At 43.8% G+C, this 13,311-nt stretch carries 6 protein-coding genes; 1 reads left to right on the top strand and 5 read right to left on the bottom strand.

Translation table 11 applies throughout. The features are described from left to right. Nucleotides 1-29 precede the first annotated feature (29 nt). A complete protein-coding gene (locus GO620_RS16930; RefSeq protein WP_198173503.1) occupies nucleotides 30-1,637 on the bottom strand; it encodes a RagB/SusD family nutrient uptake outer membrane protein in 1,608 nt (535 codons plus the stop codon). An 18-nt stretch (nucleotides 1,638-1,655) separates the two neighbouring features. Further along, nucleotides 1,656-4,772, bottom strand: coding sequence for a SusC/RagA family TonB-linked outer membrane protein (locus GO620_RS16925; protein WP_157523462.1), 3,117 nt, complete (start codon nucleotides 4,770-4,772; stop codon nucleotides 1,656-1,658). A 362-nt stretch (nucleotides 4,773-5,134) separates the two neighbouring features. On the opposite strand from GO620_RS16925, the gene GO620_RS16920 reads away from it, so the two are divergent. After that, nucleotides 5,135-7,909 (top strand): DNA gyrase/topoisomerase IV subunit A, encoded by a 2,775-nt coding sequence (locus GO620_RS16920; RefSeq protein WP_157523463.1) that lies wholly within the window; start codon nucleotides 5,135-5,137, stop codon nucleotides 7,907-7,909. Here the strand turns inward: GO620_RS16920 and GO620_RS16915 are convergent, their stop codons facing one another. The 3 genes from GO620_RS16915 to GO620_RS16905 form a co-directional block, all read right to left on the bottom strand. Next, nucleotides 7,910-9,124 carry a hypothetical protein gene (locus GO620_RS16915; RefSeq protein ID WP_157523464.1) on the bottom strand — a complete coding sequence of 405 codons (1,215 nt, stop codon included), beginning with the start codon at nucleotides 9,122-9,124 and terminating at the stop codon, nucleotides 7,910-7,912. It lies immediately after the preceding gene. A gap of 603 nt (nucleotides 9,125-9,727) precedes the next feature. Continuing rightward, entirely contained in the window at nucleotides 9,728-10,597 is an 870-nt protein-coding gene (locus GO620_RS16910; RefSeq protein WP_157523465.1) for an aldose 1-epimerase family protein, read from the bottom strand. A gap of 230 nt (nucleotides 10,598-10,827) precedes the next feature. Continuing rightward, a complete protein-coding gene (locus GO620_RS16905; RefSeq protein ID WP_157523466.1) occupies nucleotides 10,828-13,269 on the bottom strand; it encodes a bifunctional YncE family protein/alkaline phosphatase family protein in 2,442 nt (813 codons plus the stop codon). Nucleotides 13,270-13,311: the final 42 nt, after the last annotated feature.

Genomic DNA, 13,311 nt, shown 5'->3' with positions numbered 1-13,311 from the left:
CTTTCCTTATTTATCATCAAAATATCTGATTAATAACCAGGGTTTTGTTGAGCCGCTAACACAGGGTTAGCATTGGTTTCAACAACCGGTATAGGCCAGATAAATTTATAGCTGGCAGCACCACCTGTATAAGGGATAGCAGCAACGCTACGCGCACCTGCATATGGTTTACCTATTGTGTAAGTCGCAAAGGTAGCATTTGCAGAACTTGGTTTAGATGGGATACCACCTGTGCTGAATACCGGATCGGTAACTAAGCGGTGGATATCAGACCAACGGCGGCCTTCACCCAAAAACTCAATACGACGCTCGTTCAAGATAGCTTGAGTCAGATCATTAGCTGTAGCAAAACTTGCGATAGATGCAAATCTGTCTGCAGCTGCAGTAACTGAACGGTTTCTTACAGCGTTTAACAGAGAGAACGCGTTAGCGCTCAAGGCAGCAGTACGAGAGTAAGCTTCAGCAACGTTTAACAATACCTCTGCGTAACGGATGATAGGGTTAGCATCTGTAAAGGTTGCAGGATCTTTGTATTTGCTGGTATACCAGTAACGGTTATCTGTTGTAGTTAACAACGTACGACGCAAATCATTTGCAGTCCAGAAAGGCGCATCATAAATGATTGGTGAGATAACCATCAATCCACGACCAGGCGCTTTAGTAAACATGGTACTTATAGAGCCGTTTGTGCCGGAGTTACGATTAGTGTTATTTTCGATAGAGAAAATAGACTCTGGATTGCTGTAGTTAGCACCAACGCTGGCGAAAGGACCGTCAGGAGATGCTGTCAACGCATAGCTACCTATTGGCGAAGTATAAGTTGCAGAAACTGTACCGGTACCCAATTTAGCACCTTCTGCAATTACGCCTGCCCAATCTTTCATATGCAGTTTTATACGGGTTTTTAACGCGATAGCTGCGCCCTTTGAAGCGTGAGTGATCTTGATAGCAGGAACTGCCGGAAGATTTGTCTCAGCGAAATCAAGGTCGGCTAAGATTTGCGTATAGCATTGAGCCACAGTGCTTCGTTGAACCTGAGATGCCGCCGGTACATCCGGTGAACCGGTTACCGCAGTTAATTGCAAAGGAACACCCAATGCAGATGGATCATCTGAATATGGCTTCGCGAAATGGATTAACAACTCGTGGTAAGCCAAAGCACGCAAAAAGCGGCATTCGCCTTCATAAGCAGCACCTACGGCAGCACTGATTGTACCCGCTGCTACAGCGCCTTGAACACCTTTTATCACAACGTTTGCCCTGTTGATACCGGCATAAAGGGTTGTCCACATGGCAGTGTTGTTGGCGGTGGTTGCATCATAATCTCCTTGATACGTAATCAGGAAAAATGATGGAACGGCTATAAAGTCTTCACCGCGCGCTTCACCCTGGCAAACGTTAGCAGCACCAAACGGATAACCACGGTTGGTACCGTCTGTATAAGCGCCTGCTTGCATGGCACTGTATACGCCAGTTACAGCCAAAGACACACGGTCTGCAGATGAAAAAGCAGAAGTTTCAGAGAATTGGTTATTTGGTTGCAGGTCTGTAAATTTCTTGCAAGATCCCGCTAACAGAAGCAACGCCAGCATAGGTGCGGCAATTGCCTTTTTATTTTTAAAGTATTTACTGTTCATTGTCTAAAATCTTTTTAATTAAAAGCCTACGTTAACGCCAAAAGTAAAGGTACGTGCTAATGGGTTACTGTTATAATCTATACCTGCACCGTTATTGTTAATTTCCGGGTCAAGACCTTTGTATTTAGTGATTACAAACACGTTTTGTGCAGAAGCATATAATCTAACACGGGCAACTTTTAGTTTGTTAACAATCTCGGCAGGTAGTTTGTAACCAATTGCTAAGTTGTCCATACGTAAGAAATCGCCATTTTCAACAAAACGAGAGTAAGCGGCAGCATCCTGGTTGATGAATGTAGCTTTACCAAACCATTGGCGAGGTGTTACACCGTCACCAGGGTTGGCAGCACTTTGCCAGCGACCAAGGATCTCTGTACCGTTATTCACAAAGTTTTGGTTCAAAAGATCTACACGTGTACGGTTGTAAACTTTGTTACCGCCAGACCAACGTAAAAATACGTTAAGATCAAAGCCTTTGTAAGTAAAGGTGTTATTAAAACCGCCAAAGTAAGATGGCAAAGTTTTACCTAATAATACGCGGTCATCAGAGCTTAGCGTTGCTGCGGTAGCTACCGATGTTGGGTTTGCCGGATCATAAGTAGCGTAAGTACTGGTTGTAACGTTACCCTGGATGATCTGGCCATTTGCTTTTACATATAACGGGTTACCGTTTGCAGCATTAACACCGGCATACTGATAGCCATACAAAGAGTTGATCGATTCTCCAACTCTGATGATATTCATGTTGTTTGAATTGATGATCTGTGTTTGGCCATTAACCAATGACAACACTACGTTTTTCTGTGTAGTGAAATTCAATGTGGTGTTCCAGGTAAAATCTTTGCTTCTGATCACGTCAGCATTAACTTGGAACTCAAAACCAGTGTTTCTAACAGCACCAACGTTTTGGTATATAAAGTTACCCGGTATACCCAAAGATGCAGGTGTTGGTGCTTGCAGGATAAGGTCTTTACTGTCTTGCTTGTAATAAGCAGCAGTAACGCTTATGCGGTTATTAAACAAGCCTAAATCGAAGCCAACATCTGTTTTGTTTTGTTTTTCCCAACGCAGATCGGCATTGCCTGACTGGCTAAAACCAATACCGTTTTGGTTACCGTACAGTGATGAGCTATACAAACCTAAATAAGGGAAAGTACCAATATCTGTATTACCAACTACAGCAAATGATCCGCGTAACCTAAAATCAGACACAACCTTGCTTAAAGCAGATTCCTTAAAGAAAGGTTCTTCAGACACACGGTAAGCAGCAGATACGCCAGGGAAATAACCTGTGCGGTTTGCAATTGGCAAGTTTGATAACTTGTCAGCCCTGATTGACCCACCAATATAATACCTGTTTTTGTAGTTGTAGTTTAAACGGCCAACATAAGACTCAATGCTGCGATATACTAAACTACCACCAGAGTTCTGGGTTGTAACAGTATTTGAGATAAGGCCCTGATTAAAGAAAATATCTGAAATACCGGTACCCGAAGCAGTGTACACTTGTCTTTTGCTTTTTTGAAGCTCTTGTACGGCAGTGAAGTCTATGTTATGTGCCTTAGCAATGCTTGTATTGTAAGTCAATATGTTTTGAACAGTGTAGCTTGGGGATGAAGTATAAGCCTGGAAAATTGAACCATTGCTACCAAAACCGTCACCAGAACGAGGATCGTTAAACTGGAAATCGTCAAGGTAGTTGTTGTCAATACCAATCAAAGATTTCAATTTTAAACCTTTATAAAGATCTAACTGTACAAAGAAGTTACCGTTAAGCCTGTAAGTTTGGCCACGACGGATGTTGTAAGTAGAAACGAATAATTGGTTAGGAATGTTATCTGAAATTGGGATCAAGTTAGCACCCTGGCCTAATGACCTTCTGTCTGCAGAAATATAAAAACCTGTAGGGTCATTAGGGTCATAAACAGGAACGTTAGGAAGCATACGGATACCACCAAAAATGTTGCCTGATAAAGCGTTACTACCAATTGTAGGGCCGTAATTGTCCTGATAAGTAGCACCTGCGGTTAAACCAACTGAAATCAGTTTGTTTACACGCTGGTCTAAGCTTGCCCTAAAAGTGTAACGTTTTAAGCTGTTAGCGATAATGATACCGTTTTGGTTGCTATAGCCTAAAGAGAAATAATACCTGCCGGCTTCTGAACCGCCCGAAGATGATACAACATGGTTTTGCTGTATACCTGTACGGAACAGATAATCTTGCCAGTTGGTATTGTAGTTACCACCATTTGGATTAGGTGTTTGGAAAGCCTGAGGCGCGTTACCTGCAGCTACCAAACGCTCATTGGCAACCTCAATAAACTGATCTGCATTTAAAAGATTGAATCTTTTAGCAACTTTAGACTCTGCAAAATAGCCGTCGTAAGTAAACTGCGGAGCGCCAATGCGGCCTCTTTTAGTTGTGATCAAGATTACACCGTTTGATGCACGTGAACCGTAGATCGCGGTAGCAGCACCGTCTTTCAATACTTCAAAGCTCGCAATGTCATTCGGGTTAAAATCCGCCAATGAGTTAGAGTTTGTAACCTGGCTTAAGTCGCCAACGTTACCAACGTTAACAGGCACACCATCAACAACATAGAGAGGGCCCTGACCGTTGTTAATTGAGTTAACACCACGGATACGGATCTGAGTAGGCTGGCCTAATAAACCAGAAGGCTGAATTACCTGAACACCTGTTGCTTTACCCGCAAGGTCTTTATCAAAAGACGGTATAGCACGGTCGGTAAAATCAGACCCTTTGATACTGGATACAGAACCGGTAACGTCTTTACGTAACTGGGTACCGTAACCAACTACCACTACTTCTGATAGTGAGCGCTTGTTAGATACAAGAGAAATGTTGCCTCTTTGGTCTGCACGTTGCTCATAGCTATCATAACCAACAAATGAGAATTGAAGCGTAGACTCTGATGACGGAACTACGATCGTATAACGTCCGTTTACGTCTGTTTGAGTGCCACGGGTTGTTCCTTTAATACGTACGGTTACACCCGGTAATGGTTGTCCGTCATCTTTACTGGTAACTAAACCCGTAACAGTGAGGGTTTGCGCATAAGCCATCTGGCTAAGCAGCAATATACCCGCAAAAATACTAAGTAAAATTTTTTTCATGCGTTATTAAATGAGTTAATTAGTTTGCTAAAATACGTTTTTCTTAACATTAACAAAATTTTTACACAGTTTATTAAACAATTTGAAAAACTCTGACATGAAAGCTACACTTTTTTGCAAAAATGATTTTTAACTAACTTGTTGCAAACAACAATTATTAAACTTTGTATCTCCCTCAAAACCAGTTGATTTCATGACGAATAAGTAGGGGATCTAGTATTTTTAAGCACCATAACTAGAATAACTAGTTAATATTTCCTTTACATTTCTATTACAATCGCCACTAGTCCGCTCACGTCTGTTATCCACATTAAAAGCTTTTTTTATAAGTTGTAATTATATTTACCTGATCAAAGGTTAAAATGGCTCAGGACACTCCTTCAGAAGGCACGGATATACCAAATAATTCAGGTAGCGACAACATTCACAACACCATCTCTTTGGATGGATTATATGAAAACTGGTTTTTAGATTACGCTTCGTATGTAATACTGGACCGTGCTGTACCCCACATCAATGACGGTTTAAAGCCGGTACAACGCCGCATCCTGCACTCGCTTAAAGAGATGGATGATGGCCGCTTTAACAAGGCTGCCAACGTTATAGGCAATACCATGAAGTATCACCCCCATGGTGATGCTTCCATTGGAGATGCCATGGTGCAGACCGGTCAGAAAAACCTGCTGATTGACTGCCAGGGTAACTGGGGGAACCCCGAGACCGGCGACTCGGCAGCGGCGCCACGTTATATTGAAGCCAGGCTATCTAAGTTTGCCAATGAGGTTGTCTTTAACCCCGATACTACAGACTGGCAGGCCAGTTATGACGGCCGTAACAAAGAGCCAATCACACTTCCGGTAAAATTCCCGCTGCTGCTGGCACAAGGCGCCGAAGGTATTGCCGTTGGTTTGGCTACCAAGATAATGCCCCACAATTTTGTGGAACTGATTGACGCGTCTATTGGCGTTCTGCGTGGTACGCGCGCTAACCTGATGCCCGATTTCTTTACCGGTGGCTTTGCAGATTGCAGCGCATACAATGAAGGCCAGCGTGGCGGCAAAGTTCGTGTGCGTGCACGGATCAATGAACGCGATAAAAAAACCCTGGTAATAACAGAGGTACCTTTTGGCACCACTACCGGCAGCCTTATAGATAGTGTCATCGCAGCCAATGATAAAGGCAAGATCAAGATCAAGAAGATAGAGGATAACACGGCCATGGATGTGGAGATAGTGATCCACCTGGCTGCAGGCATCTCGCCCGACGTTACCATCGATGCCCTCTACGCTTTTACAGATTGCGAAATATCCTTGTCGCCCAATACCTGTGTGATCAAAGGCGATAAGCCGCACTTTATGAGTGTGAATGACATCCTTGAAGAAAGCACGCTTGCCACAAAAAACCTGCTTAAGAGAGAACTCGAGATACGTTTAAAAGAACTGATGGAGAAGATCTTCTTCAGTTCGTTGCTGAAGATCTTTATCCAGGAGGGGATGTACAAAAACCCCGAGTATGAAAATTCGGGCAATTTTGAAGTAGTGGTTGAGGTTTTAAATAATTTGTTCCAACCATTTTTAGCGCAATTCTATAGACCAATAACTCCCGAGGACTATAAAAAGCTCATTGATAAACCTATGAGCAGTATAACCCGCTTCGACGTAAAAAAGGCGGATGAACAGATGAAGGCGCTCGAGGCCGAGATCAAAACAGTCAAGCATCACCTGAAACATCTTACCGACTATACCATCGCCTGGTTCGAGAAACTGAAGGAGAAATACGGCAAAGACCGGGGCCGCAAAACCGAACTGCGCACCTTTGACCGTGTTGAGGCTGCCCAGGTAGCGTTGGCAAACGTTAAACTATACGTAAACCGCGAAGATGGCTTTATTGGCACAGGCCTTAAAAAAGACGAATTTGTTTGCGATTGCTCTGATATTGATGAGATCATTGTTTTCCGCGAAGATGGTAAGTGTATCATCACCAAAGTACAGGACAAAGTATTTGTAGGGAAAGACATTTTGCACGCTGCCGTGTTTAAAAAGAATGATGAACGCACCATCTACAACATGATCTATAAGGATGGTCAGAGCGGCGTATCATACATTAAGCGCTTTGCCGTAGCGGGCGTAACCCGCGATAAGGAATATGATCTAACGAAAGGCAGTAAAGCGTCAAAGGTATTGTACTTCACTGCCAACCCTAACGGAGAGGCCGAAACCATCACTGTACAGCTTAAGCCACATGCCAAATTAAAGAAACTGCAGTTTGATGAAGACTTTGCAGCCCTGGCTATTAAAGGCCGCGGCAGCATTGGTAACATGGTGACGAAATACCCCGTAAAGAAAGTGGTGCTTAAATCTAAAGGCGTATCTACACTTGCCGGCCGTAAGATCTGGTACGATGATATTTTACGCCGACTCAACGCCGATGGGCGTGGTAAATACCTGGGCGAGTTTGATGGCGAAGACCGCATCCTTAACGTTTACGCAAACGGCACATATGAACTAACCGGCTTTGACCTCAACAACCATTTCGATGATAAGATGACGCTGATCGAAAAGTACGATGCCGGAAAGGTTTACTCGGTAGTACATTTCGACGGTAAATCTAAAAATTACATGGTTAAGCGTTTTACGTTTGAGAATACCGCCAACGGCAAGGTGACCAGCATTATTAGCGACGAGCCGGGTTCTAAATTGGTAATACTATCCGGTTCGGGGCAGCCTATCGTCAAGATAGAACAATTAAAGGGAAAAGCTGAAACTTTAGAATTAGCCGAATTGAACCTTGCCGACCTGATCGATGTAAAAGGCATGAAAGCCATGGGCAACCGGTTGTCGGCTCATTCTATACGCACCATCAGCCTTATTGCCGAACATGACGATGAGCAGGATGTACCCGACCCTGCACCTGATTCGGTAGAAGAAACTTTGCCCGATTTTGTAGATGAAAAGAAACCTGCAAAAGATGTAGTGCCCGAAAAAGCTGTAGAGCCTGTCGAGGAAATAAAACCAAAAGAACCAGAGCCTGTGGAGCCTGACCAGCCGAAACCTGTAAAGAACATCAGCTTTGAGATCACTAACCCCGATGATGTTAATATTGATGATAAAGGACAATTAGGGCTGTTTGGGGGATAGTTAAAGCTTCCTTTGCTTCATTTTTCTAAGCTCTTCTTCCAACTGGTTTATTTGGGTGGGTGACAGCTTGTACTCTTTAGCATAATTAATGGCAGACTGCTCATTACTTTCTGCATCCTGAAACAGAGATAGCCGATAAAGCAGATGTGCATACGTGTCATAAAAGGCATAGTTATTTGGTGAAAGAGTTATGGAACGCTTGCTCCACAACAAGGCTTTAAATAAATAATTACTATTTTTTGTACCTGTCAAATAAAACTCCCATGCCCCTGCATTTAAGCCGGACGCTATAGGGTCAACGGGTGCAGAGATGCCCGCCTCCCGCAGTGTGAAAACACTTTTTGTTTTAGTTGTATCTATACTCATAAGACTATTTACCCCACGTATGCCATTTTTAGCAATGTTTTCGCGTTGTTTAACTAAAAGCTTTTTAGCTGAATCTGCTGAAATTCTCATATAGTTGCCATCGTAAAAATACTCGGCTTCCCGCAGGTAATTTGTGGTATCATTCACAGATTTGTAATACAAAAGCATCTCGCGTTGGCTTTCAATAAACCCCTGCCTATAATTGGTCTTGCTCCAGATGTTTTGTATAAAATTGGATAGCTGCTGGGCCAAGACCTTATTTTTGGTAGCAATCGCCTCTGCCCTGGTGTTAACGATCATCCGGTTATTGATGTCTGATCTTAGTCGCGGCGTTTCTGTTTTGTAAATGCTATCTACAATTTTACGGTTATTGTAAATGAGCGAATACGTTTTGCCATATACATAAGGACCAGCTTCAAGCAAAAACAAAATAGTTTTATAGTCATTAAGTTCGCCTATTGTCAGGAAATCAACGTACTGGTCAACCAATTTTGCGTTATCATACACGCCAATATTTTCTCTCAAGGAGATATAGTCCTTTAAAGATTTAGCATCCGCTTTTCCCGTCTTAAACCTCTTTTCATAAGCAGTTATGGTGTTCCCGTTCTGATTAAGGTTGATTGCCTCTTTAGCCATGTCCATGTATTTAGACGCGAACGGAGAATTGCCGGTAGCTTTATACACCAAATTATTTTGCCCGTCTATAAATAAAAAGCACGGAAACGTGTTCCCAACCTGAAACTTGCGCAATTGCCGCATAGCAGCCGTATCAGTTATAACACAGGAGAAGCTTATAAAATTATCATTGTAATATTTGATGACATCAGGGTCATTTAGCCTGCTTTTCATGCCACTTGATGAAGCGAAAGAAGGCGGATTTACGGACACAAACAAAAGCTTATTGCTTTTATTTGCAGACGTTAGCCCTTGGGAAAAGGAATCTACATAACGAATTTGAGCATAACAAAAGCCCGTCAGAAGAACCGACAGAATAAGAAGGGGTATCTTTTTCATAATAAGGTTTAGCATTAATGTTGCTAACGCTATTATACGAAACCTTAAGCAACAATGTTACTGCTCGTAATAATTTTTAATAAATATCTAATTCCAGACGCTATCGTCATGCAAATTGATCACTGTCTCAAAATGTTGATGCGAAACCGGATCACTGTCTGACGATCCGAATATTAATATTTATGACGCTTGTCATATTTTATTGAAACACTGACAAAGTAGTGCTCGCAGGTAAACGCTACAACTGCTTGATAATCAACAACGAGCAACATCCTATCAGATACTTAAAAGTAGGGAACAGCTGTTTCAACTGTTTCAAGTGAAACAGTAAATAATAAAAAGAGTCATGCCGAACTTGTTTCGGCATCCCAAATGCAAATAAACTTTTTAGATACCGTCCTGTGAGATGCCGAAACAAGTTCGGCATGACTTACCTTTCTACACACTCACATAAAAGCTCGATTCAAAGACGTGCCCTTGTTCTACTTTCTGTATGCACTCTTTTTGCGAAATATCAACTTGTTTGCCTTCGGTATCTGCGCAGCCCAGCCAGGGCTCTATGCAAACAAAGTCGGCACCGGGTTTGGCCCAAATGCCCAGATAGTTAAAATGAGGAAACTCTACCGATAGTGATTGATCGTGCTTGTCGCTTTTAATAGTTACCTGTCGGGTGTTCAACTGCTTAAACACAAGGGCATCATTATCAAACAGCTGACGTGTTAAGCGCAGTTTGTTGCCGTTCATCTGCACGGGGTCTGTCTCGCCGTTGAAATAGCCTTCTGCAGACAAACGATGGGTTGCCAGGGCCTCAGTGGTTTCAAACTCCAGATAATAGTCCTCATAGCTTTCGCCCGCGTTAAATGGCACGTTAAAGGCAGGGTGCCCGCCCACTGAAAAGTAGACAGGCTTGCTCTCGAGGTTTATGACTTTATAGGTAACCCTAAGCGAGTTTTCTATGAGGTCGTAAATGATCTGGAATGTAAATTTATAAGGATAGACCTTTAGGGTCTCGTCATTATAATGCAGTGAAAACAACGCATGGGTTTTAGTAGTCTCGGCGGCCATTTTAAATTCGCTCTGGCGCGCGAAGCCGTGGCGTTTCATCGCATAGTTTTGACCGTCGACATGCAATTCATCATTGATCAATCCGCCAACAACCGGGAATAAGTTGGGCGCGTGCCACGGCCAAACATCGGGGTTAGCCTGCCATAGCTGCTCTACTCCTGTCTGTTTATTAAATACAGAATGCAATTCTGCACCCTGCGTGCTAATGGATACCCTTAAATATTCGTTCTCAATTACCGTCATAAATGCGATGTATAGTATTACAACAGCAATTTAAAAAAATTGTGCGGGAAAGATCTAATATCGCTAAGAGCCTGGTAAACAGGTGAGGGGTTAAAAGTATTGCTTAAAAAATGGCTGTATGTTTTATTTGGAAGTTCCCTTTCCCAATAATTATCGAATTGCGGGCTTACCATTACCATCCCTAAAGCAAGCATCTGCACATTTGCACATTTACTCATTCGCACATCCGCTCAATCGTCATCGTCTTTTTTCTTTTTCTTCTCCAGTATCACAAAAGCGCTGCGTTTTGGCGCGGGCATAATTGAGTTTTCGCCTTTTACATATTTCCAGATCACTTCATTAAGTTCAAGGTCGGGCACGGCATCTTCTTTGGCCAGCATAAACTTTTCTGAGCGGCGGCTGCTTTCGTTTACGGCGACATTGCGCTTGTTTAAGTCAACTTCCGCGGGTTTGACTTTGTATGGGGAGAAGTCCGGTTTGTTAGTAAAACATTCGAACATGGGCATGGCTGCAGCGTCATACTGGCTCATGGGCGGCAGACCCAATATCAACTCCATAGTACGCAGGACGCTTGATGTAGAATACATTTGGTGTACCACTGCATTGCGTTTTATATAAGGGCCAACCACATAAACAGGGGACCGGTGAGCATCCACATGGTCAGGTCCGTTTTGGGCATCATCTTCTAAAATAAACACCACAGATTCTTTCCAGATGGGGCTATGCGACAGGTGCTCAATGAACCTGCCTACCGCCAGGTCGTTATCGGCGACCGCCGCTATGGGCGAGATAGCACCTTTATGCTGACCGCTGGTATGATCGTTCGGGAGGTCCATATTATTAAAGCGTGGTACCTGGTTTACGGCAAGCAGCGAATCGAAATCGCGGATCCATACGTCAACCCGGTGCTGGTCGGGAATATTTAGATCAAATGGCGGGGATGGCGACATATGCCCTTTCAGCGCGGGGTATTTAGTTTGTCCGTACGAACCGAACTCGCCATAGCTGCGGTAGCTTAAACCCGCTCGCTTGCAATAATCCCAGATGTAACCATTTTTCGGATAAGCTATCGGGCGGGTGCCCTCAAAATCATACTCGCCGCCCCGGCTGCCATAACTGGTAGGCCAGGTTTTCTCCGTAAAATCTGTCGCGTAAGCACCCATGGTCCAGTTGTGACCGTCTGCGCTAACCTCGGCATCCACGTAAAAGTTATCGCACAAAACAAATTCACTGGTTATGGCATGCTGGTTAGGCGTAACGCGTTTGCCAAATATGCATAATGATGTATCTCCATTACCACCCGGCGCATCGCCCAAAACCTGGTCGTAAGTGCGGTTCTCTTTCATGATATAGAAGACGTACTTAATAGGCGAAACCTCTCCCCTTTTTCGCGGAATTGGATTGCCTGCCACACCGGCCGCCTCTGCCACTTTTTGGTTGTTAAAGGGCGTGTTGGCATAAACCTGTTTGGTATAGGTTTGCTGCTGATCTGCTGTGGGTGTTTCTATAAAAGATAATGTGCCTTTGAATAAACCACCGATGTACTGCTCGCGGCTGTTGATGGCACCTTTTTGAAAACTGCTGTTATCGGTCTTAAGCACAGGTTGCGGGCCTTTAGGGTTTGCCATAGAGCTGAAACCTTTACCGTTAGCTACCAATATCTTATTCCCAAGAGTTTTGATATTGGTCGGGTACCACCCCACCGGGATAAAGCCGCGGCTAAGGCTGTTGCCGGGCTTTGCTACATCGAAAACTGCCAGGCAATTGTTATCGGCATTGGCGATATACAAAGTCTTTTCGTTGGCGCTAAGCGCAAGACCGTTGCTGGTTGAGCCTGTGAGGTTTGTGGGAAACAACGCGGCAGAAATAGTCTCTATAACCTTCGAGGTAGCAGTGTTAATCACCGATACCGAATTATCGTTCGCATTGGCCACGTAAAGCAAGGTGCCTCTTTTATTCAGCAGCAACTCGTTGGGGTGGCTCTGTGTGGCTATCCTATGGCTGATCTGTTTGCTAACGGTATTATAGACCGCGACCTTGTTAGCGCCCCACAATGAAATATACAGTTGCTTCTCGTCGCGAGATAGCAAACAATCGTAGGCCTCCGCGCCGAGCGCAATTTTATTGATCACGCTACCTGTCGCCGGATCAATGGTATATAGTGTGTTGTCTTCTTTGGTTACAGCATATAGTATCGTATTCGCGTTATTAACCGCTAAGCCGGTTACGCAGATCTTGTCTTTTGGCCATGGCAATCCCAGTTTAATGGTATCAGGTTTGCTTAGCTTATTGTTGGTGACGTGGTAGGTAAGAATGATATTGTCGTTACCGCCGGCAGCGTAAAGTTTGCTTTCGTCATGACTGAAAGCCAGGCCATACCACGATTTACCGATAACCTGCTCATCAAGCAGTTTTTCATTTTTAGGGTCGATCAGTTGTATCGACTGTACACTCTGCCCGTTATTGGTCACTGCCAGCATCTTGCCCGATGGCGAGAGTTCCATATTTAGCGGCAAATCGCCCAAGTGTAAAGAGCGCCCTGCAGGGCTTAGCTTCCAACCATTAGACAATAGCACCTGGTTTGTAGCGGCTACTTTGCCCGGTGTTTGCGCCTGAGACAGATGCACAAAAAACAAAAAGATTAAAGACAGAATGACTAAGCGATGTTTCATAGCAGATTTTGACTATGACAAAGCTAACGATTGACCTTTGAG

The organism is Mucilaginibacter ginkgonis (genome assembly GCF_009754905.2).
Taxonomy (GTDB): Bacteria; Bacteroidota; Bacteroidia; order Sphingobacteriales; family Sphingobacteriaceae; genus Mucilaginibacter; species Mucilaginibacter ginkgonis.
Note: the sequence above shows the minus strand (reverse complement) of the source record. Positions and strands in the feature narration are given on the sequence as shown.

Coding starts and splice junctions, on each gene's coding strand:
- GO620_RS16930 (WP_198173503.1), bottom strand. CDS start 1,637: ATGAACAGTAAATACTTTAAAAATAAAAAGGCAATTGCCGCACCTATG.
- GO620_RS16925 (WP_157523462.1), bottom strand. CDS start 4,772: ATGAAAAAAATTTTACTTAGTATTTTTGCGGGTATATTGCTGCTTAGC.
- GO620_RS16920 (WP_157523463.1), top strand. CDS start 5,135: ATGGCTCAGGACACTCCTTCAGAAGGCACGGATATACCAAATAATTCA.
- GO620_RS16915 (WP_157523464.1), bottom strand. CDS start 9,124: ATGAAAAGCAGGCTAAATGACCCTGATGTCATCAAATATTACAATGAT.
- GO620_RS16910 (WP_157523465.1), bottom strand. CDS start 10,597: ATGACGGTAATTGAGAACGAATATTTAAGGGTATCCATTAGCACGCAG.
- GO620_RS16905 (WP_157523466.1), bottom strand. CDS start 13,269: ATGAAACATCGCTTAGTCATTCTGTCTTTAATCTTTTTGTTTTTTGTG.